The sequence below is a fragment of the Bifidobacterium sp. M0404 genome (assembly GCF_016101415.1).
GTDB lineage: Bacteria > Actinomycetota > Actinomycetes > Actinomycetales > Bifidobacteriaceae > Bombiscardovia > Bombiscardovia polysaccharolytica.
In genome coordinates this window covers 371,187-391,913 of sequence record NZ_JACFQP010000001.1, presented here as the reverse complement: position 1 = coordinate 391,913, position 20,727 = coordinate 371,187, and the positions used below count along the sequence as shown (strand labels likewise).

The window sequence follows — 20,727 nt, the reverse complement described above, 5'->3', positions numbered from 1 at the left end:
CCCTCACCGGCGCCTGGAGACCCTTGTCTACCGTGTCGATATGATATCGATCACGAAAACCAGGGTATCGTCGCCGCCGATGCCCGCCTGAGGCATCCCCTGACGACCATATCCGTACTCCGGCGGAATGGAGACCACCAACCTGGACCCCACGTTGTGGCCGGGCACCGTCTGGTCCCAGCCGCGAATGACCTGCCCCACGCCAATGCCGAAGCTGGCTGGCTGATGACGCTGGAAGCTGGAGTCGAAGACCTGATCGGACCCCCAAACGACACCGTGATAGTTGACGGTGACGGTATCGCCCTTGCGGACGACTGGCCCGTCCCCCTCGACCAGCTCCACGGCGCGCAGCCCGCTGGGCGCCGAACCATGGAAGGTTATGGTCGGCGTGGCGCCGAATTCGGCGTTCACCTCGGGCATGGATTGGTCACTCATGACAACTCCTTTGGTTTTCTTGCGTACCAGAGTATCGGTTCGTCGGCCGGGTGACAAGTTGCGACACTGCCGTCCAAGCCGATGAGGCCTTGGTGCCCCGGGTGGGAATCGAACCCACAAGCCGGTGAAGGCGGCGGATTTTAAGTCCGATGCGTATACCATTTCGCCACCGGGGCCATGACCCATAACGCCTTAGTATATCATTCGCGCAGGAGGGTCCGACCGTAGTCCAGGACCAGGCCGTCCAGGAGGCCATGCTCGCTGGCCACATAGGTTCCCGAAGCCAACGCACTCGGGCTGGCCTGGCCCAGACGCTCCAACAGGCGGCTCCAGATCAGGGCGCCGCCGCCAATCACATCCACACGCCCAGGATGGATGGCCTTGAGCTCCCTACGCTCCTGCCGGCTCATGTTCAGCACCCGGTCGTCAACCCGGCAGGCCGCATCAACCAAAATGGACTGACCATCGACGGCATGGCGGTTGTAGACCTCGCATCCCAGGGCCAAGGCGCTCATGGTGGTGACCGTGCCGGAGACTCCGATCACACTGCCTACTCCGGCTACAGGGACCTGGTCGAAGGCCCGGTCGATCCAGCCGTCAACATCCTCAAGCGCCTGGTCAATCTGCTCCTGGCTGGGAGGATCGTTCAGCAGATGGCGCTCAGTCATCCGCACGGAGCCGATGTTCATGGAGTAGGAGGCCCTGACATGGTCAACAGGCAAATCGCTCCCGTCCCCGCCCAGGACCAGCTCGGTGGAGCCGCCACCCAGGTCGACCACCAGGTATGGCGCAGGGGGCATGTCGGTCCCGCCTCGCTGCTCCAGCACGCTGACCGCTCCCAGAAAGCTCAGCGAGGCCTCCTGGGAGCCACTGATGACCTCGGGCGTGACCCCTAGGATGGAGCGCACCCCCGCCTCGAATTTTTCTCGGTTGTCGGCATCCCTGGTGGCTGAGGTGGCCACAAAGCGCAGGCCATCTACCGGGTGCTCATGCAGCTGCTGGGCGAAGAGCCGACAGGCCTCAAAGGCGCGCTCTAGAGCTTGGTCGGAGAAGCGGTGATTGCGGTCCACGCCCTCCCCCAACCGGATAACGCGCATCAGCCTGGGAGCCACCGGATGGAGCCCCTGCCGGTCCACCTGGGCAATCAGCAGACGTATGGAGTTAGTGCCGCAATCCACACCCGCCACCGTTACCTGATCCATAAAACCCCCTTCATCGGTTCTCTTCCCGGTATGCCTCAGTCCAAGGCCGAGCGCACCTGCAGACCTGCGAATCGAATATTTGATGCACTAAACCAAGAGCACGGTCGCCCAAAGGATTAACCCCAGGGCCCATAACCAGAGACTGAGCGGTCAGAGCATGCAGGCACTTGACCCGCTTGGGCATGCCCCCCGCCGAGATTCCGGCGATGTGCCCTTCGTCGTCGCCCAGCTGATGGGCCAAGGCAGACCGGAAGGCCAGGTAGAGCTCATGGGCCCTGCGATAAGCACTGGCCAGATCCGGATCGGAACCAAGTTCGGCATTCCAGTCGGTCATGATACCGTTAGCCTCCAACCGGGAGACGGCCTTGACGGCCTCGGGGCTGGTCAGATAGCACGTGGTCGGAAAAGGCGTGCCGTCCTCCAGCTGCGGCCGGGTGATCACAGCCAGGGGGTTGCCGCAAACACAGCGAGCGCCCACGGCCACCATACCCCGCGGATAGCGACCCAGCTGGTGGTTCACGACATCTATCTGTTCCGGCGTGGCCGGAGTCGCCAGAAGCTCCTGGACCCGATCTCTGACCGCCGCCAGTTCCCGGTCGCCAATCAGGATAAAGGCCTCGACCTTATTCTGCCCAACCTCGGACTCGACCCTGACCTTGTCTACGACTTGAGATTCCTCTGCTGCCTGGGGCCTTCCCTGGGCCTTGTTCACGCTGTCCTCATCTTTCTGATTGTGCATTGCTGCAAAGTTCATGGCCTGTTGAAGCGGCGAAGTCCGAGCCTTCGAAGTTCACTGCGCTCCCCCGCCCCCAGATGGAGAGGAGCCACCAGAACCACCCGGACTACTTGAACCAGACGGACTGGCAGAGCCGTTCGGACTGGCTCCATCGCCAGGATGCTGACCTGTGCTCCCCTTGCTTCTATCGGCAGTAGGGTCCTGATCGGCCTTGGCGAAGGAGTAAGCCATTTCCTGATACCAGGGCAGGGAGTTCTTCCTGGGGGCCCGGACCCCCTTGCTTCCAGCCTGGTCTTTGTCCTTGCTGCCCGTGACCGCCTCCGGGTGCAGGACCCGGATAGCCTCCTCGTCGGGGAAAATGAATCCCAGCCGATCCCGGGCCTGGGCGGTTACATAGGCCTTGTCATCCCAACGCCGGATCTGGTTCTCCAGGTCACGCTTGTGTTCGACAAGCTGGGCCTGCTGGTTGCGCAGGCCGTTGAGTTCGGAAAGATTAATGGCGTAGGCGTGGAAGGTGGAGACCAGTTGAATTAGCCCCAGAGCCACGATGATGACCGCCACAAAGAAGGTGATGGGTCCCGACGACCGCCTGCTTGTCCGCCGGTTGGCGCCGTCACGTTTGTTCTTGGCCATACCCATAAAAATACCCGCGGCAGCCGACGCGGACCGCCACGGGTGAAAGACTTCACGGTTGGTTCGAAACCTGCAAAGGATCCGGCCCGACCGACAAAGACTTATTTGGTGTACTTCTTGCAGGCCTTGAAGGCACTGTAGCCGGCATACTCGGCGGTGGAGCCCAGCTCCTCCTCGATCTCCAGCAGCCGGTTGTACTTGGCGATGCGCTCGCCACGGGCCGGAGCACCGGTCTTAATCTGGCGGGTGTTCTTGGCCACGGCCAGGTCGGCGATTGTGGTGTCGGAGGTCTCACCGGAACGGTGGGAAACCATGGAGGTGAACCCGTTGGCAGTGGCCAGCTCGATGGCATCCAGGGTCTCGGTCACGGTGCCGATCTGGTTAAGCTTGACCAGCAGGGAGTTGGCGGCCTTCAGGTCGATGCCCTTCTGCAGCCTCTTGGGGTTGGTCACCAGCAGGTCGTCACCCACAAACTGCAGACGGTCACCCATTGCAGCGGTAATCTTCTGCCAGGCACCCCAGTCCTCCTCGGCGAAGGGATCCTCGATGGAGACCAGCGGATACTTCTCGACCAGGCCCTGGTAGTAGTCCAGCATGTAGTCCGCGTCGCGGTCCTCACCGTCGAAGTGGTACTTGTCGGTGTCCTTGTTGTAGAACTCCGAGGATGCCACGTCCAGGCAGAGGCCGATCTGCTTGCCAGGCTCGTAGCCGGCAGCCTGAATGGCGTCGACGATGTACTTCAAGGAGTCCTCGTTGGACTTCATCTTGGGGGCAAAGCCGCCCTCATCGCCCAGGCCGGTCTCGTGGCCGTCCTTCTTCAGGATGCCCTTGAGGGTGTGGTAGACCTCAACGCCGGCGCGCAGGGCCTCCCGGTAGGAATCGAAGCCGTAGGGGGAGATCATGTACTCCTGGATGTCGGTGGCGAAGTCGGCATGGGCGCCGCCGTTCATGATGTTCATATTGGGCACAGGCAGGATGTGGCCGTTGGTGCCACCCAGGTAACGGTAGAGAGGCAGTTCGGCGGACTCGGCAGCCGCATAAAGCGCGGCCAGGGAGACACCCAGAATGGCGTTGGCGCCAAGCTTGCCCTTGTTGGGGGTGCCGTCCAGATCAATCATGGTCTCGTCCAGGGCGCGCTGATCGGTAGCGTCCATGCCGATGACGTTGGGAGCGATGGTCTCATTGACCGCCTTGACGGCATCCAGCACACCCTTGCCCTGATAGCGCTTCTTGTCGCCATCCCTACGTTCCCAGGCCTCGGCCTCGCCGGTGGAAGCACCGGAGGGAACCAGACCACGCCCCTCGGCGCCGTCCTCAGTCTGCAGAACGACCTCGACGGTCGGGTTGCCACGGGAATCAAGAATTTCGCGCGCGAACACGCTTTCAATTGCTGCCACAACTGCTCCTTCAATAAGTTGTTGTGATGTCTCTTACAGGATACTAGTTTTGTTGGACGGGCGCGGGACCCGCTGGCGTGCCATCGTCGGAGGACTTGGGCAGTCCCCAGGCCAGGTCGTCCAGCAGGGTGTCCACCCAGGTGGTCATGGCTGCCGAATCCATGGGTCCCGAACCAAGGGAGCCCGCGAAGGGCGCTGGGATCAGCAGGGTCTGCGTCACAGGACGGTACTGGCTGCCCTTGTAGATACGTGCGATCCTTGCCTGGAGGGAATCGGGCATAGTCACGGGCCTGATGCGCACCCTGGAGCCCTGGGAGGCGATCTCCGCAATGCCCAGGGAACGAGCCTTGGCCCGCAGCCTGGCAACTGCGAAGAGGGTGTCGAACTGGGCCGGCGGACGCCCATATCGGTCGGTCAGCTCCTCATGCAGGTCGCGCAGATCCTGCTCGTTGCGAGCCGAGGCCAGCTTGCGGTAGGCCTCCAGACGCAGCTTGTCCGAATCAATGTAGTCCACAGGGATGGAAGCTTCCAAGGGCAGGTCGATGCTGACAGTGACCGGCTCGGTCCGCCCAGGCTCCTTGTACTCTTCCACCGCCTCGGAGACCATGCGCACGTAAAGGTCGAAGCCGACCCCCTCGATATGGCCGGACTGCTCGTCGCCCAACAGGTTGCCGGTGCCGCGCAGCTCCAGATCCTTCATGGCCACGTCGTAGCCGGACCCTAGGGCCGTGTTCTGAGCGATGGTGGCCAGCCTGTCGTGGGCGGTCTGGGTCATGGGCTTGCTGGGGTCGTAGAGGAAGTAGGCGTAGGCGCGCTCCCGGCCACGTCCCACCCGGCCGCGCAGCTGATGGAGCTGTGAGAGCCCGAAGCGGTCGGCCCGGTCCACAATCAGCGTATTGGCATTGGGAATATCCAGGCCGGTCTCGACGATGGTAGTGCAGACCAGCACATCGATATCCCGGTGCCAAAAGTCCCGGATGACCCCGTCCAGCTGCTTCTCCCCCATCTTGCCGTGAGCCACGCCCACCTTGGCCTCGGGAACCAGCGTCTGCACCTTGGCCGAGACCTTGCCAATGTCCTCCACCCGGTTATGGATGTAGAAGATCTGGCCCCCGCGCAGGAGCTCACGACGAATGGCCGCAGTCACCTGGGCATCCTCGTAGGCACCTACATAGGTCAGCACCGGAAGACGGTCCTCGGGTGGCGTGGCCAGGGTGGACATCTCCCGGATGCCGGTCACCGCCATTTCCAGAGTGCGCGGAATGGGCGTGGCCGATAGGGACAGGACATCCACGTTGGTTCGCATGGCCTTGAGGGTCTCCTTGGCCTCCACGCCGAAACGCTGCTCCTCGTCCACGATCATCAGACCCAGATCCTTGAATCGGATGCGCGGGTTGAGCAGCTTATGGGTGCCGATGACCACGTCCACGGCCCCGCTGGCCAGGCCCTCCATGGTGGTCTGGTTCTCCTTTGCGGTCTGGAAGCGGCTCATGGCGGCCACATCCACCGGGAAGCCCTCGAAGCGCTCGGTGAAGGTCTGGTAGTGCTGCTGGACCAGCAGGGTCGTGGGCACCAGGACGACCACCTGCTTGCCGTCCTGAACGGCCTTGAAGGCGGCACGGATGGCTATCTCGGTCTTGCCGAAGCCCACATCCCCGCAGATCAGGCGGTCCATGGGCACCGGCTTCTCCATATCGGCCTTGACATCGTCGATGGCGGTCAGCTGGTCGGGGGTCTCCTGGTAGGGGAAGGCATCCTCCAGCTCCTTCTGCCAGGGGGTGTCGGGACTGAAGGCGAAGCCCTTGGTGCGTTGCCGGGCCGAGTAGAGTTTGACCAGTCCCTGGGCGATCTTGTGAACGTGCTTGCGGGCCTTGGCCTTGGTGGCCGACCAGTCGGATCCGCCCAGCTTGTTGAGCCTGGGAATCTCGGCGCCGATGTAACGACTGACCTGATCCAGCTGGTCGGCCGGTACGAAGAGCTTGTCTGGCGGGGCGTTGCGCTTGGAAGGGGCGTACTCCAGGACCAGATACTCCCGGCTGCCTTTGCTGGGGCCCACACCCACGCTGCGCTGACGCATACCCAGGAAGCGGCCGATGCCGTGCTGGTCATGGACCACGTAGTCGCCGGGCTTGAGCTCGTCCAGGTCGATGGCCTTGCGCCGGCGGTTGGAGGTCTTGCTTCCGGCGGCCACGCTGGTGCGGCCGGTCAAGTCCCGCTCGGTCAGCAGGGCCAGATGGGCGGACTGGTCCACGAATCCGTCCACGGCCAGGGAGCGGTGGTACTCCAACCCGGTGATCCCTGTGGTCTGCACGGCCCGACCCAGACGGCTCAGCGTCCCCTGGGCCGGAGCAGTCACAACAACCCGGTCGCCGCGCTCCAGCAGGGATGCAATGCCCGAAGCGGCCCGATCCTCGTCGCCGCGGTACTGGTCCGGAGCCAGGGCATCCAGACGCTCGGCCCCCTCCCGGTCCGGATCCACCGATAGGTCGGTCAGCTTCCAGACCTCACCCTTGCGGTACTCCAAGGATGAGATGACCTCGTCGTAGTCCAGGAAGCTGGCCCTGTCAAAGCTGATGGGTGCGCCCGAGCCCTGTCCTGAGGCTGCCACATGCCAGCTTGCGGCCAGGAACTCGTTGGCAGTCTTGACCAGGTCCTGGGCGGAGCGGGCCAACAGCTGCGGCTCAGACAGCAGAATCAGGGCACCCTCAGGCAACATGGACCCCACCGGCACCAGGTCGTCAACCAGGGCAGGTAGGAGTGACTCCATGCCCTCCACCGGAATGGCTTGGGCGATGGACTCCAGCATGTCGTCGGCGTTGGGGATGCTCCCGATCAGGGAACGGGCGCGGGCGCGGACCTGGTCGGTCAGCTGCAGCTCGCGGCAGGGCGGCGCCCAGATCCGGTCAAGATCGGGACCATAGGTGCGCTGGTCGGAGGCATGGAAGCTGCGGATGGTGTCTACTTCATCGCCAAAGAACTCGATGCGCACCGGGTGGGCCATAGTGGGGACGAAGACATCCAGGATGCCGCCTCGGACGGCGAACTGGCCGCGCTCCATGACGAGGTCCACCCGGGTGTAGGCATTGCGGACCAGAGCTTCGACAGCCTGGTCCAATGGCAGCTCCTGGCCGCGCAGGAAGACCAGAGGCTCCACATCCTGCAGACCTTTAACAACCGGCTGCAGCAGGGAGCGCACGGGCATGACCAGGATGCGGATGGGTCCGAAGTCAGGGTCGTCCTGAATCGGATGGGCCAGCCGCCTGAAGACGGCCATCCGGGATGCCACGGTGTCTGCCCGGGGCGAAAGCCGCTCGTGAGGCAGGGTCTCCCATGAGCGCAGCAGGGCTACATCGCCAGGGTCGCCCTCATACCAGGAACGGATGGCGCCGGCCATCTCCTCGGCATCACGCTCGGAGGGGACCACCAGGACCACCGGGGCACGTCCGGCTGCCGCAGCGGCCAGGGCTGGCCTGATCCCCTGGGGAGCCTGCACCATAAGAGAGGTGTCGGTGTCGGTAGCAGGCTCGGAATCTCCTTGGACCAACCTTTTGAAGGCGGCATCCGCCTGCAGGTCGTCCAAAAGAGGACGCAGGGATCCATTCAGCGACTCCTGGGGCTCCGCCTTCTTACCGGTCTCCTGCCCTAACTGGATATGCTCATCGACCATTGAACTGCTCCTGAGCCTGGCTGAGGCCCTTGGCAATTACGGTTTCTGCGGCATCCGCGCCGTCCGCCAGGAAATCGGGCAGGCGCTTGCGCTGATCGCCGACAAAGGTGCCCAGAACCCAGTCCACGGTGCGGCGATGGGCGTCCGGACCTCTCCGGGCATGTCCCACGCCCATGCGAACCCGAGCGTAGGCGTTGCTACCCAGGGAACGGTCGATGGAACGGATGCCATTATGCCCGCCAGAGGAGCCGCCGGCTTTGACCTTGATCCGGCCGAACTCCAGGTCCATGTCGTCATGGATGACCACGACCCGGCCAACCGGTATGTGGTAGTAGGAGCAGATGGAGGCCAAGGCATCGCCGGAGTCGTTCATGAAAGTCAGCGGCTTTGCCAGGAAGAAGGGTATGCAGCATCCATCAAGAGCCAGAGTGCCACGGCCCAGCTGGGCCAGACCCTTATGATCGCGCAGGTTGACCGACCATCGTTCGGCCAGCAGATCGGCGCACATGAAGCCCATGTTGTGCCTGGTGCCCTTATACTCGTCACCCGGGTTGCCCAGTCCGGCTATCAGCCAGAAATCGGATGCCATGTAGGTGATACCTCCTGCTCTCAGACGGGACGGTGAGATTCTACACAGGCTCCCCGACCCCATTTCGCTCAAGGGACAGGCTCCAGTAGGAAACATCATGCAGGACGAACCGGTCCCAAGCTGCCTGGGGCAGAAGGCCGAAGCGGCTGAAACCGAACCGGTGCAAGAGGGCCTTGGAGGCCGAATTGTCATCGAAGATGATGGCCACGCCCAGACGCATGCCCTCCCGCTGGGCGCGCTCCAGCAGGGAATGGACCATCAGGGCGCCCAGGCCACGGCCACGACTGTCGCGATCAACGTAGTAGCTCAGCTCACAGGTCTCCTGGTAGCCTGGCCGATCGTAGTATGCCGACAGGGAGCCGAAGGCCAGTACCCGGCCCTCCTGCTCCAGAACCAGGACCGGATGGCCCTGGTCGGGATTGTGGTCCAGCCACCATTGCAGGCGCTGGTCCAGACTGACCGGGGCCGTATCCGCCGTGGAACCGCCATCCATGACCGCCTGGTTGTAGATGGCGGTGACCGCCTCCAGGTCCCCGCGACGGCAGAGCCGGATACGCGGGGTGGCGCTCACTTGTTGCCACCCTCCTGGTCGGAGGCCTCCTTGAGGGCTTCACGCAGACGGTTCTGAGCCTCGCCGTAGGCGCTGAAGTCACCCTTCTTCAGGGCGGCATCGCCGTCGCTCATGGCCTGGTTGGCCTTGTCCAAGGCCTGTTTCAAGGCCTGTCCTCCTGTGGTAGATGCCCCGCCGGACCCGGCGGTCTTACCTGGGGCCTTATCGGATTGCTCGCTCTGGTCAGCATTGGAATTGGTGCGTCCAGTGTTGTCGGCATCGCCTGCCGATGCGCCCGAGTTGCCCTGGAAGGTCTTGTCAAGAGCCGCATCCAAGGTCGCTGAGGAAGAAACCTTGTCTCCGAAGGCCACCAAAACCCGCTTGAGCAGGGGGAAGCTGGTGGCACCGCTGGATTGGACGTATACCGGCTGGATGTAGATCAGTCCGCCGCCAATTGGCAGAGTCAGCAGGTTGCCGCGTTTGACCTTGGTGGATCCGGACTGGAGCAGGTTGAGCTCGGTCGAGACCGCAGCATCCGAGTTGAAGTTGTTCTGGGCCTGCCCCGGGCCGGGAACATTGGAATTCTTGGGCAGCTCCATCAGCCGGATGGTCCCGTAGTCCGGTCCTATCACCCCCTTGGTCGACCCGGCGTCGGAGTCCACGGACAGGAACCCGGTCAGGATCTCCCTGGTGGAGGTTCCGGCGGGGATGAAGGTGGAGGTCAGCGAGAAGGCGGGCTTGTCGGTCCCCGGGGTCTGCAGGGTCAGATAGTAGGGAGGCTGCTTGATACCCGCCTTCTGCTCCTTGCTGGTCCCGGTCGGATCCACGGGGGTCTGCCAGAAGTCCTCGCCGGAGAAGAACTGGCTGGCCGAGTTGACGTGGTACTGGGACAGGAGCTGGCGCTGCACCTTGAACAGGCTCTCCGGGTAGCGCATGTGGCTCATCAGGTCGCCCGAGATGGACGAGAGCGGCTTGACCTGGCCGGGGAAGACCTTCTGCCAGGCCTTGAGCACCGGATCCTTGGCATCCCAGGCATACAGATCCACCGAGCCGTCGTAGGCATCGACCGTGGCCTTGACGGAATTGCGGATGTAGTTGGCCTTCTGGGAGCCCAGGCCCTTGACGGCCTCGGAGCTCAAGGTGGTCGTGTCCTGGGTAATGGGACCCAGGTCCACCTTCTGGGAGTAGGGGTAGGCGTCAGAGGTGGTGTAGCCGTCGACGATCCACTTGACCCTGCCGTCCACCACAGCCGGGTAGACGCGCCCGTCCAGGGTCAGATAGGGGGCGATCTGGGCCACGCGCTCCTTGGGCGAGCGGTTGTAGAGAATCTGCGAGTCGGGCGTGACGCGATCCGAGAAGAGGATCTGGTCGGATCCAAAGCGGATGGCGTAGAGGATCCGGGCCAGGAAGTTGCCCACCGAGGGGCCGCCGTTGCCCTTGAAGGTGTTGGTGGCTCCCTTGGAGCCGGTGGGATAGTCGAACTCCCAGCCTGACGAGCCCTGGGGCGCGCCGACGATGGAATACTCGGGAGCATTGGGCGAGAAGTAGATTCGCGGCTCGTAGTGCTGGCTGTCGGTCAGCTTGCCCTTGGTGGGGATGTCCTGCTCGAAGAACTCGGGCTGCCCGTCCGGGGTGACCTTGTTACCGTAGGCGGCCACGATGCCGTAGCCGTGGGTGAAGACCGTGTGGTCGTTGACCCAGTTGCGGTTGTCGTTGCCCTCCAAGTCCAGCTCGCGAGCGCCGATGACCGTATCCTGGCTGACTCCGTCGATGTCGTACTTGTCGACGGCCAGAGTGTCCTCGAAGGTGTAGTACTGCTTGGACTGCTGCAGCTGGCGGAAGGTGGGAGAAACCACCTGAGGATCCAACAAACGAATCTGTGCGGTAGTCTCTGCATCCCGGGAGAGGGCGCCTGACTGGACCTCGGTAGTGGCGTCATAGGCCTCGGTCTTGAGTCTATCCAGCCCATAGGCCTTGGTGGTGGCGGCGATGTTGCGCTGAATGTAGGCGGATTCCATCTCCTGAGCGTTGGGGTTGACCCGGAAGCGCTGGACCAGTGCCGGCCAGAAAACGGTCAGAAGTAGGGACAGAACGATGGTGACGGCTACAGCCAGAGCGGGAATCCTCCACTGCTTGACAGCCGAACCCAGGGATCCTGCATGGACACGGCCGGGTTCCAAGGTGGGCGACCTCAGAATCCAGACGGCCAAAATTATGCCCAGCAGAGCTATGACCACGGCCATAATCAGGGTCACTGGGATGGCCGCTTTGACCGAGGTGTAAGAGGCGCCGGTGATCCGATCACCCTCCTCGGTCAGCCTGCCGAAGACACCCAGGGCCGTATCGCCGGCCCAGACCAGCATGAACAGGATCAACCAGACGGCCACCTGCCTGCGGGCGGAACGGGTCATCTCCAGAATGCCCCGGCCGTGCACGGGCATGGTCAAGCGAATGCCACCCATGAGGAAGTTGGTGACCAGGCTGAAGACCGTAGCCGCCAGCAGCATCATCAGCAGGGAGGAGACCAACAGCTGCAGGCCAGGCAGGATGAAGACATAGAAGCCGTTGTCCAGGCCGAACTGGGGGTCGCGCACCCCGAAGGACTGGGCGTTGAAGAGCAGGAGCACCTGCTTCCAGTCGGCGTTGAACTGGAAGCCGAAGAATACGCCAACAACCAGGGAGACCACCACGGCCACCTTCAGCGCCGTGCGTGAGGAGACTCCCTTGCCTACCTCAATAAGATCGCCCTTGACCCTGATGGTAGACCCGTCAGGCGAATCGGGACGGCTGCGGATGGCCAGGATGGCCGAAAGCAGGGTCACCGCGGCCAGCAGCAGTGCATAAGCCAGCCATAGGCCCACCTTGATGCCCAGCTGGGTCCAGACTATCTGCGCCGCCCCCAGTTGGGAAAACCACATGACATCGGTGATGAAGCGGCTGAGCGCGAACAGTAGCAGGAAGACGACCAGCACGACTGCCACAACCACCGCCAGGATCCGCGAGCCCCGGGAAGGCCCTTCATTGCCCTTTCTGCGGGAAGTCAGCCGAGGGTCACCCGGCCCGGAGAAGCGGAAGCGGGGCGTGCCGCCGCCCCCCTGGCCAGGACCCTCACCATCGGTTTGCACGTGCAGGATGACCGGGTCGTCTTCATTGCGACGCCGGCCTGGACCGCCTGGACCGCCCTCAGGGTCGAACATGGCACCGAAGAAATCAAAGAATGACATGTACCTACCCTACATGAGACGGCGGTCTTGAATGGCTTCTTGGTAGACCTCCTCCACCTGATCGGCCACCACGGTCACGTCGTAGCGGTCCATGAGCGCAATTTGGTCATGGCGTACGTTCCGCCTCCATGAGGGGTCCCCTAAGGCCTGGGCAATTCGCCGGGCCAGCAGTTCGGGGGTGTTGGGTGAGTCCACGGGGACCAGAGCCCGCTCATCGCCCATTAGGGTGGACCGGTAGCCAGGATTGTCACCGGCCAGCACAGGAGCAGTGCCCGAGGCGATGGCCTCCATCAGGACGATGCCGAAGGACTCACCTCCGGTGGAGGGAAAAACGGTCAGGTCGGAGGAGGCCAGGAGGGCAGGTTTGTCCTTCTCGTCCACAAAGCCGGGAAAGGCCACCGGGGTGCGCAGGGCGGCGGCCTTTCGACGGCAATCCTCCAGCAGTGGACCCTTGCCGGCCATAGTCACATGCAGGCCTTCAGGCAGGATGCCGGCTCGCTCCCCCGTCTGGAGGGCTGAAAGCAGGATCCCCGCCCCCTTGCGAGCCACGAACCGTCCCAGAAAGACCAGATGTGGTCCCTGGCCGTGCAGGCGCGCCACCTCCTGGTCGCCAGCGGCCTGTCGGGCCCGGCGCAGGGCAGACACGTCCACGGGATTGGCCACCACCCTGCTGGACACACCGGCAGTCTGCCGGGCATAACTGGCCGCCACAGGCGAGACTGCGATGACCCTGTCGATGCGTCTATGGGTCCTTCGGTTGATCATCCCCAGCAGCCGACCGCCCAGCAACTGCAGGTTTCCTGTGGGGGCAATGTGGTAGGTGGCCACCAGGGCCGTTGCCGGATCTGCGGCACGGATGACCCGTCCTGCCAGGAAGGGGCTATAGGGGGCCTGGACGTGCAACAGATCGAAGTTTCCGGCCTCCAGGACCCGGCGGATAGGCTCCTTGGGAGCAGGCATGGGTATGCGCATCCTGTTGCCGTTGAAGGAGACCATGACGTTGCGGGACAGGGAGTGGACTCCGTCAACCGGAGGATGTGCGGTCTGCCCAACCAGATATTGGACCCTGTGACCCCGCCTTCCCAGCTCCCGTCCCAGGGTCAGAATGTGCTGCTGGACCCCGTCGCACACATCCAGGGTGTCATCGAATACGAACCCGATGCTGAGCGTCACTGAGCGTCCTGGTCCGCTCCGGGCTCGGTCCCTGCGGCCAGTTGACGGCCCTTGAGGGCCAGGGCCACCAGGTGCCGGTCAGCAGCCTCCCGCGCCTGCTGCTCGTCGTTGCCCGAGTCCAGATTGTCCACATAGATGGTCTCCACCTGCGCAACCTGGCAGTACTTGAGGAAGGTCTGCCTGCGCAGCTGATTGTCCAGGGCCTCATCGATGCCGCTGGACTGGTACCATTCCTTATCCCCGCCGGTCAGCATAATCAGCTCCACCCGGCGCCCGGCCAGGGCTCCCGGGGTTCCATCAGCGTTATAGGCGAAGCCCCGGCAGATGACGCGGTCGATGAAGCCCTTCATGATGGCCGGCATGCTGTACCAGTAGACGGGGAAGACCAGAGCAAGCACGTCCGCATCCTTGATGCGCTCCTGCATGGCCTCAACATCCTCGGGCATGGGTCCCTGGCCCAGGTAGTGGGACCTGTCCTCCATGCCGAAGACGGGATTGAACCCCTCTGCGCAAAGGTCGATCAACTCGGTGCGAGCCCCGCCCTCGGCCGCCCCGTCCAGCAGGGCATTGCCCGCCGCATCGGTCAGACTCTTGGGTTCGGGGTTGGCCGTGACTGCCACGATCTTCATAGGGATTCACTCCTTACATTTCATTTCGCGCCTGCACCGACTGCGTGCAGACCCTTGCCATTGTCAGTCCTGGCAAGGACGGCAACACTGGTTTGACAAATGCTTGACACTGCTCTTGGGTCCATCTATGTTATTGGGTGGTCGGTAGGTGAAGCTACCGCATGGACAAGGCATGCTGCCGCAAAGTGGTGGAGACACCCCGCGCAGGTCAACAGTCCCCGTCGGATCAAGGCAGGGACTAATGCAGGGCCAAATACCATGCGAAGCCGAAGCTTGAACGATGACAATGGTCGGCTCATGGCCGACCGCCACGCCGTCTTCGAGGCTGCCGACAGGGATGTTCCGCACCTTGGAGGGAGGCCATCGTGAATACTGTCGCACTGCCGGGAATGCTCCGTTCGCCACTGAACGACGACCGCAGCCAGGCATCGCGCTCCACTCGCATATGGACGGGCCTTGCCGTAGCAATAGGCGCCCTGGTTTTGCTGGGTGCCCTGGCCTATCTGCTGCCGGCACTGGGTGCCCCCATTGGCCCCGCCGGCGTACCCTCGCACGTCTCCACCGACCCGTCAAACCTGCCCTACTACGCGCTGCGCTCCCTCTTCCGTATGTTCACGGCCCTGATCATCTCCCTGATCTTCGCCTTCCTCTACGGGCTGGCCGCCGCGCGCTCCCGTCGCCTTGGCGCCGTACTCATCCCCCTGCTGGACATCCTGCAGTCGGTGCCCGTCCTGGGCTTCCTGTCGGCCACCATCTCCATCTGGCTGGTCCTCTTCCCCGGTTCCATCATGGGCGTGGAGGCGGCCTCCATTTTCGCCATCTTCACCAGCCAGGCCTGGAACATGGCCTTCTCCTTCTATAACTCCCTGACCAGCGAACCCGCCGACCTGGACGAGGCGGTGAGGCTGATGCGCCTGACCCGCTGGCAACGCTTCTGGAAACTGGACGTGCCCAACTCCATGATTCCCCTGCTCTGGAACTGCATGATGAGCATGGGCGGCGGCTGGTTCTTCCTGACTGCCTCCGAGATGATCTCGGTCAACAACAGGACCCTGGCCCTGCCAGGCATCGGCTCCTTTGTGGAGGAGGCCACCGCCGAGCAGGACCTGGGCAAGGTGGGCCTGGCCATCCTGACCATGATCGTGGTGGTTCTGCTGATTGATTTCCTGCTCTGGAAGCCGCTGACCGCCTGGGCTGAGAAGTTCCGCTACACCAGCAGCCAGTCCACCGAGCCCCGACGCAGCCTGGTGCTGACGGTCATCCGCCTGTCCGGGGTCAAGGACCTGTTGGGCCTGGTGGGCCACCCCCTGGCCGACCTGCTGGACCGGATCACCCGCCCCTTGGGCCGTACCGGGGCACGTTGGAGCCGTGGAGGCGGACGCAGGCGGGCAAGCGACCTGGTCTGGTGGACCTGCCTGGCCCTGATCGGCCTGTGGGGTCTCTGGCAGCTGGACCGTCTGGTCATCCGTCCCCTGGGTCTGGGCGAGGTCGGCCACGTCTTCCAGCTGGGCCTGCTGACCTTCCTGCGGGTACTGATCCTGATGGTGGTCTGCACCATAGTCTGGGTGCCCATCGGCGCTCTGATCGGCATGAATCCGCGCATCTCCCGCTACCTGCAGCCCCTGGTGCAGATCCTGGCCTCCTTCCCGGCCAACTTCATCTTCCCCTTCGTCACCATGGTCTTTATCATCTGGCGAATCGACATCAACTGGGGCAGCATCCTGCTCATGGCCCTGGGCACCCAGTGGTACATCCTCTTCAACGTCATCGCCGGGGCCTCAGCCATCCCCGACGACCTGCTGGAGATGTCTCGCAGCCTGGGCCAGAACCGCTGGCAACGATGGAAGACTCTGATCCTGCCTGCACTGTTCGGCTCATGGTGCACCGGCGGCATCACAGCGGCCGGCGGGGCCTGGAACGCCTCCATCGTCTCCGAGGTGGTCTCCTACGGCAAAACCGAACTGACGGCCCGAGGCCTGGGTGCCTACATCGCCCAGGTGACCGCCACCGGCGACACCCCCCGCATCATCCTTGGTGTGGCCGTGATGAGCATCTTCGTGGTCCTGGCCGACCGGTTCTTCTGGTCTCCCCTGCAATCACTGGCACAACGGCGCTATTCCCTGACATGAGAAGTCTGAAAGGTTCGACAATGACCAAGATCAATTCCAACGGGATCATCACGGCCGAGCACGTGACCAAGACCTACCAGTCTGACAAGGGCGCGGAGCTGACCGTCCTGGACAATATTGACTTCACCCTGCACGAGGGCGAGGTGGTGGCCATCCTGGGCCGCTCAGGCGCCGGCAAGTCCACCCTGCTGCGCATCCTCGCCGGTCTGGTTCCAGCCAGCAAGGGCAGCGTCGAATACCGGGGCAAGCAGCTGGACGGGCCCAACCCCGGCGTGGCCCTAGTCTTCCAGAGCTTCGCCCTGATGCCCTGGCTGACTGTCAAAGACAACGTCGAATTGGGCCTGCAGGCCCGGGGCGTGCCCAAGAAGGAACGCGAGAAACTCTCCCTGGCTGCCATCGATGCCATAGGCCTGGACGGCTTCGAAAGCGCCTACCCCAAAGAGCTCTCCGGCGGCATGCGCCAGCGCGTGGGCATCGCCCGGGCCCTGGTCCTCAAGCCGGACGCCCTCTTCATGGATGAGCCCTTCTCGGCTCTGGACGTGCTGACAGCCGAGAATCTTCGCCAGGAGGTCCTCAAAGTCTGGTCCGAGGAGGCAGGCAGCGTCAAGTCGGTCCTGATCGTCACCCACAACATCGAGGAAGCCGTGGAGATGGCCGACCGGGTCCTGGTCCTGGACTCGCATCCCGGCCGGGTCATCGCCAACGTGCCCATCAACCTGGACAGACCTAGGGACAAGCAGTCCGACCTCTTCCAGTCCTGCGTGGACTACCTCTACTCCATCCTGACCGGCCAGCGCGACAGCGAGGATATCCGCCGCCGCCTGCAGACCAAGGTGCGCAATCGTCAGGCCGTGCGGGACTCGGTGCGGGACGAGGAGACCGCCGAGCGCAACCTGCCCGACGCAACCCCCGGCGGCCTTGCCGGTCTGGCCGATGTCATGGTCAACCAGCCCAACGGCATGGACCTGGCCGACCTGGCCGCCAAGCTCTCCTTCGAAGTGGACGACCTTTTCCCCCTGATCGACGCCGGACTCATGCTGGGCATCTTCCAGGCGGACAACGGGCACGTCAGGCTGACCGACCAAGGCCGGGCCTGGCATGATGCCGACATCCTGGAGAGCAAGGAGATGTTCTCACGCATGCTGATGGATCACGTTCCCCTGATCCGCATCATCGACCGGGCCCTGAAGAATAGTGACGACAAGAGTCTGCACGGCTCTCTTATCCTGGACCTGCTGCGGGCCCACCACTCGGACAAGGAGGCCGTCCAGCAGTTCGACACCGCCATCACCTGGGGCCGTTACGGCGAGCTCTTCGACTACGATGCCGACGACGACCGGCTGACGCTGGACCCGGAGAACCACACCGAGTGAGTAGTCGCGGCAGCTACGGTCCCCTTCCACTCCTAGAATGTGCTCCGGGCGATGGAACCCGCCCGGGGCTTGAGCTCCGAACCGCAAACTGCTGATAGTTCCTGCACCATGATTCGACGACCCCGTCTGCGGGCCGGGTGCAGGCGCATGCCATTCAGCCCGACCCTGCGGACGCTGATCCGTCGGGAACCGAGGCCTCCAATGACCAAACCCCCTACCGGACCTGACATGGCCACAACCCTGGTGGTGATGCTGGGCGGAACCCTGGGCACCGGCTGCCGGTACGCCCTGAGCCTGCTGCCGGGCCAGAGCGGCCCGCTGCATCCGGGAACCCTCTTGGCCAACCTGATCGCCTGCGCAGGCTACGCCCTGCTGACCGCCTTACTGGCCGGGCTGCCCAAAAGCGCACACGCGCGCCAAAGGCAACTGACCAACAGGGGCCTGGGCATGGGCCTGTGCGGAGGGCTGTCGACCATGTCCACGCTCTCGCTGGAACTGATCCAAGGACTGTCGGGCGGTCAAGTCCGGGCAACCCTTGCCTACCTGCTGATCTCCTTTGCCGGAGGCCTGATGGTCTCCTGGGCCATGGCCGCGCTGGGAGCACGTCTGGCCGCACACATCCAGGCGGGTGTGCGATGACCATTGCATTTACATTGCTGATCTGCCTGTGCGGCGGCCTGGGTGCCGGACTTCGCTACCTGTTGGATACCCTGGTCAAGGCCCGCTGGCAGGTGTACCTGCCCCTCTCGACCATGATCATCAACCTGCTGGCCGGATTGGCTGCAGGACTGGTGGCCGCCCTGGCCGCCTTCCACGGACTGCCCGCCTGGGGACGGCTGCTGCTGGCCACAGGACTGCTGGGCGGCTTCTCCACCTTCTCGACAGCGGTCAACGAAGTGTTGGCCCTGACCCGGCAGAGACGGCATCTGGCGGCTCTTGGCTATCTGGCAGCCTCAATGGTCCTGCCGCCCCTGCTGACAGCCCTGGGTTTCCTGCTGGCCGGACCGGGCATGTAGCAGATCCAGCCAGCAATCAAGGAGCTGCGGAACCTAGGCGCGAGCCGGTTCCGGACGACCCTGGGCGGAGTCGGCAGCAATCCCCAGACGGTCGTCATGCCGACGCCACCAGGCGGACAGCACCGAGCCGGAGATGTTGTGCCAGACGCTGAAGAAGGTGGAGGGTATGGCCACAATCGGGTCGGCGGCAAAGGCCTGCAGGGCCAGGGTCGCGCCCAGTCCGGAATCCTGCATGCCCACCTCGAAGGTGATGGCCTTCTGCTGGGCGTAGCGGAACCCCTTGGGGTAGATGCGGTACATGAGCCGGCTGAAGAGGAAGCCCAGCCCGTACCCGCACAGGTTGTGGAGCATGACCACCGGCAGGACCAGGGCGGTGGCGGCTGTGAAGAGCTTGGCATGGTTGACGGAGACCACCACGCCGATGATGATCAGGATGGCGATCTGCGAGACCGCCGGCAGGGCCACGGTCACCTTCTGCACCTTCTCCTTGAAGAAGGCGTGGACGGCCAGGCCCAGGGCGATGGGGATCAGCACCACCTCAAGGGCGGTCAGGAAGAGCTGCTTGGTGGGGATGGCCACATATTGGCTGGCCAGCAGGTTCATCAGCATGGGGATCATGAAGGGCGCGCACAGGGTGGAAAGCAGACCAATGGACACATCCAGGGCCACATCGCCACGCGACAGGTAGGACATGACGTTGGAGGAGGTCCCCGAGGGGCAGCAGCCCACCAGGATGACGCCCACAGCGATCATGCCGTCCAGCCGGAAGATGCGGCAGAGCAGCACGGCCAGCAGGGGCATGATCAGGTAATGGGCTATGGTGCCCACGATGACCATGAGCGGCATCTTGATAATTCGCTTGAAATCGTCCAGGCTCAGGGTCAGCCCCATGCCGAAGAGAATAATGCTCAGGAAGTAGTTGGTGTAGCTGCGGGCCCAAATGCTAATCTGCGGGACAAAGAAGTTGATGGCGGCCCAAACCAGGACCACCAGAATGAACCACTTAGTCAACCAGTCACTGAACCGCTGCACCTTTTGCATGATTCCTGACCACTTCCTCTCGATAGTTCTCTTTGTGGTAGAGCAAAATTAGAAAACCGAGGGCAGGCACGACCGAGAATGGCCACATTTTGGACGAGGATGTTCCGGTACCGACTGGAATTCAGTTGACCAGGACGGGCGTGCCGGTGGGCACGGACTTCATGATCCACAGGGCATCGGGCACCGTCAGCCTGATGCAGCCATGGGAGCTGGGTCGAATGCCCAACAAGTCAGCCTCCTCCTTTATGTAGCTGCCACTGGGATCAGTGGGAACCGAGTGGAAGAGGAAGACCCCGTGGTTCAGAAAGCTGGTGTAGTAGCGGGCGCCTATCCCCTCGTTGGGGTTGTAGAAGTGGTCGCCGCGCTCGGCCTGGATGCGGAAGCTGCCCCTGGGCGTGGAGTCATCCATACCTGTCGAGGCATACATGGTGTAGAGCAGTTGAGACCCATCACGCACGTAGACCCGCTGATCCTGAAGGCTGACCTCCAAGGAGATGCCAGGGTGGGCCGCAGGATCCGGGTAATCGACCTGCTGCGAAGGCTTGAGCCAATCGACAGGCTGAGTGGAGGAACCATCAGGGTCTGTCTTCTGAACCTTTGTTTGCTTCTTTGCCGCTGATGAAGAGGAGGACTTGGATTTGCTGGGATGATGCGCCTTGGGAAATTGTCTCACCGAAACGGTTGATGCGCTAGAAGTGCTCGCATCTGCCGATCGTTCTGCATGAGCCGCATCCACCGGCTGGAACAGATTGTCGACCAAAACTGTCAGCAGCAGCGTCAACAGGGCGGTCGTCACTACCACAGGCGTGCGGCGTACAGGGTCCAGCAGCCAACGGAGCATGGCAAGCACACGCCGCTTAAGGTGTTTGCTATCCAATCCCCAGACAGCCATCTACTTCCCTTTCGTCGCCATTGAACGAACCTGTTTGCACA

17 protein-coding genes, 1 tRNA gene and 2 riboswitches are annotated in these 20,727 nt (G+C 63.2%); of the genes, 4 read left to right on the top strand and 14 right to left on the bottom strand.

Annotated elements, in window-relative coordinates:
- Positions 1-27: 27 nt before the first annotated feature.
- The 12 genes from H3T93_RS01590 to H3T93_RS01535 form a co-directional block, all read right to left on the bottom strand.
- Positions 28-435 carry an FKBP-type peptidyl-prolyl cis-trans isomerase gene (locus tag H3T93_RS01590; protein ID WP_046323026.1) on the bottom strand — a complete coding sequence of 136 codons (408 nt, stop codon included), beginning with the start codon at positions 433-435 and terminating at the stop codon, positions 28-30.
- 90 nt (positions 436-525) lie between these two features.
- Positions 526-611: transfer RNA gene (locus H3T93_RS01585), tRNA-Leu, on the bottom strand.
- Between the two features lie 24 nt (positions 612-635).
- Positions 636-1,637, bottom strand: a complete 1,002-nt coding sequence (locus H3T93_RS01580; RefSeq protein WP_144177213.1) for a Ppx/GppA phosphatase family protein — start codon at positions 1,635-1,637, stop codon at positions 636-638.
- 10 nt (positions 1,638-1,647) lie between these two features.
- Positions 1,648-2,376, bottom strand: a complete 729-nt coding sequence (locus tag H3T93_RS01575; protein ID WP_186363920.1) for a DUF501 domain-containing protein — start codon at positions 2,374-2,376, stop codon at positions 1,648-1,650.
- A gap of 51 nt (positions 2,377-2,427) precedes the next feature.
- On the bottom strand, positions 2,428-3,006 hold the full coding sequence (locus H3T93_RS01570) for an FtsB family cell division protein (RefSeq protein WP_411674990.1): 579 nt from the start codon (positions 3,004-3,006) through the stop codon (positions 2,428-2,430).
- 101 nt (positions 3,007-3,107) lie between these two features.
- Entirely contained in the window at positions 3,108-4,403 is a 1,296-nt protein-coding gene (gene eno, locus H3T93_RS01565) for a phosphopyruvate hydratase (protein ID WP_015021986.1), read from the bottom strand.
- Between the two features lie 43 nt (positions 4,404-4,446).
- The gene (gene mfd / locus H3T93_RS01560) at positions 4,447-8,070 is read right to left on the bottom strand and encodes a transcription-repair coupling factor (protein ID WP_144177216.1); all 3,624 of its coding nucleotides are present in this window, start codon (positions 8,068-8,070) and stop codon (positions 4,447-4,449) included.
- Positions 8,060-8,659 (bottom strand): aminoacyl-tRNA hydrolase, encoded by a 600-nt coding sequence (gene pth, locus H3T93_RS01555; protein ID WP_144177217.1) that lies wholly within the window; start codon positions 8,657-8,659, stop codon positions 8,060-8,062. The genes mfd and pth overlap by 11 nt, the downstream gene beginning before the upstream one ends.
- A 40-nt stretch (positions 8,660-8,699) precedes the next feature.
- Positions 8,700-9,230 (bottom strand): GNAT family N-acetyltransferase, encoded by a 531-nt coding sequence (locus tag H3T93_RS01550; RefSeq protein WP_144177218.1) that lies wholly within the window; start codon positions 9,228-9,230, stop codon positions 8,700-8,702.
- On the bottom strand, positions 9,227-12,433 hold the full coding sequence (locus H3T93_RS01545; protein WP_144177219.1) for a UPF0182 family membrane protein: 3,207 nt from the start codon (positions 12,431-12,433) through the stop codon (positions 9,227-9,229). The genes H3T93_RS01550 and H3T93_RS01545 overlap by 4 nt, the downstream gene beginning before the upstream one ends.
- Positions 12,434-12,442: 9 nt before the next feature.
- Positions 12,443-13,606, bottom strand: a complete 1,164-nt coding sequence (locus H3T93_RS01540) for a glycosyltransferase family 4 protein (RefSeq protein WP_144177220.1) — start codon at positions 13,604-13,606, stop codon at positions 12,443-12,445.
- Entirely contained in the window at positions 13,603-14,235 is a 633-nt protein-coding gene (locus H3T93_RS01535; protein WP_144177221.1) for an NAD(P)H-dependent oxidoreductase, read from the bottom strand. Before H3T93_RS01535 ends, H3T93_RS01540 begins: the two co-directional genes overlap by 4 nt.
- A 133-nt stretch (positions 14,236-14,368) precedes the next feature.
- Positions 14,369-14,527: riboswitch (M-box (ykoK) riboswitch) on the top strand.
- Positions 14,528-14,624: 97 nt separating this feature from the next.
- Here H3T93_RS01535 and H3T93_RS01530 point away from each other — a divergent pair.
- From H3T93_RS01530 to H3T93_RS01515, 4 genes are all read left to right on the top strand, one after another.
- Positions 14,625-16,364: an ABC transporter permease gene (locus H3T93_RS01530; RefSeq protein ID WP_186363921.1), complete on the top strand. Its 1,740-nt coding sequence runs from the start codon at positions 14,625-14,627 to the stop codon at positions 16,362-16,364.
- Positions 16,361-17,737 (top strand): ABC transporter ATP-binding protein, encoded by a 1,377-nt coding sequence (locus H3T93_RS01525; protein ID WP_181414922.1) that lies wholly within the window; start codon positions 16,361-16,363, stop codon positions 17,735-17,737. The genes H3T93_RS01530 and H3T93_RS01525 overlap by 4 nt, the downstream gene beginning before the upstream one ends.
- A 38-nt stretch (positions 17,738-17,775) precedes the next feature.
- Positions 17,776-17,848: riboswitch (Fluoride riboswitch) on the top strand.
- 90 nt (positions 17,849-17,938) lie between these two features.
- Entirely contained in the window at positions 17,939-18,376 is a 438-nt protein-coding gene (locus tag H3T93_RS01520; protein ID WP_186363890.1) for a FluC/FEX family fluoride channel, read from the top strand.
- Entirely contained in the window at positions 18,373-18,753 is a 381-nt protein-coding gene (locus tag H3T93_RS01515; protein ID WP_144177225.1) for a fluoride efflux transporter FluC, read from the top strand. Before H3T93_RS01520 ends, H3T93_RS01515 begins: the two co-directional genes overlap by 4 nt.
- 33 nt (positions 18,754-18,786) lie before the next feature.
- Here the strand turns inward: H3T93_RS01515 and H3T93_RS01510 are convergent, their stop codons facing one another.
- Together H3T93_RS01510 and H3T93_RS01505 are read right to left on the bottom strand one after the other, a co-directional pair.
- Positions 18,787-19,794: a bile acid:sodium symporter family protein gene (locus H3T93_RS01510; RefSeq protein WP_046323037.1), complete on the bottom strand. Its 1,008-nt coding sequence runs from the start codon at positions 19,792-19,794 to the stop codon at positions 18,787-18,789.
- Positions 19,795-19,915: 121 nt separating this feature from the next.
- On the bottom strand, positions 19,916-20,686 hold the full coding sequence (locus H3T93_RS01505) for a L,D-transpeptidase (protein ID WP_082097757.1): 771 nt from the start codon (positions 20,684-20,686) through the stop codon (positions 19,916-19,918).
- Positions 20,687-20,727 lie beyond the last annotated feature (41 nt).

Coding starts and splice junctions, on each gene's coding strand:
- H3T93_RS01520 (WP_186363890.1), top strand. CDS start 17,939: ATGACCAAACCCCCTACCGGACCTGACATGGCCACAACCCTGGTGGTG.
- H3T93_RS01510 (WP_046323037.1), bottom strand. CDS start 19,794: ATGCAAAAGGTGCAGCGGTTCAGTGACTGGTTGACTAAGTGGTTCATT.
- H3T93_RS01530 (WP_186363921.1), top strand. CDS start 14,625: ATGCTCCGTTCGCCACTGAACGACGACCGCAGCCAGGCATCGCGCTCC.
- H3T93_RS01525 (WP_181414922.1), top strand. CDS start 16,361: ATGAGAAGTCTGAAAGGTTCGACAATGACCAAGATCAATTCCAACGGG.
- pth (WP_144177217.1), bottom strand. CDS start 8,659: ATGGCATCCGATTTCTGGCTGATAGCCGGACTGGGCAACCCGGGTGAC.
- mfd (WP_144177216.1), bottom strand. CDS start 8,070: ATGGTCGATGAGCATATCCAGTTAGGGCAGGAGACCGGTAAGAAGGCG.
- H3T93_RS01580 (WP_144177213.1), bottom strand. CDS start 1,637: ATGGATCAGGTAACGGTGGCGGGTGTGGATTGCGGCACTAACTCCATA.
- H3T93_RS01570 (WP_411674990.1), bottom strand. CDS start 3,006: ATGGCCAAGAACAAACGTGACGGCGCCAACCGGCGGACAAGCAGGCGG.
- H3T93_RS01545 (WP_144177219.1), bottom strand. CDS start 12,433: ATGTCATTCTTTGATTTCTTCGGTGCCATGTTCGACCCTGAGGGCGGT.
- H3T93_RS01515 (WP_144177225.1), top strand. CDS start 18,373: ATGACCATTGCATTTACATTGCTGATCTGCCTGTGCGGCGGCCTGGGT.
- H3T93_RS01575 (WP_186363920.1), bottom strand. CDS start 2,376: ATGCACAATCAGAAAGATGAGGACAGCGTGAACAAGGCCCAGGGAAGG.
- H3T93_RS01505 (WP_082097757.1), bottom strand. CDS start 20,686: ATGGCTGTCTGGGGATTGGATAGCAAACACCTTAAGCGGCGTGTGCTT.
- H3T93_RS01590 (WP_046323026.1), bottom strand. CDS start 435: ATGAGTGACCAATCCATGCCCGAGGTGAACGCCGAATTCGGCGCCACG.
- H3T93_RS01535 (WP_144177221.1), bottom strand. CDS start 14,235: ATGAAGATCGTGGCAGTCACGGCCAACCCCGAACCCAAGAGTCTGACC.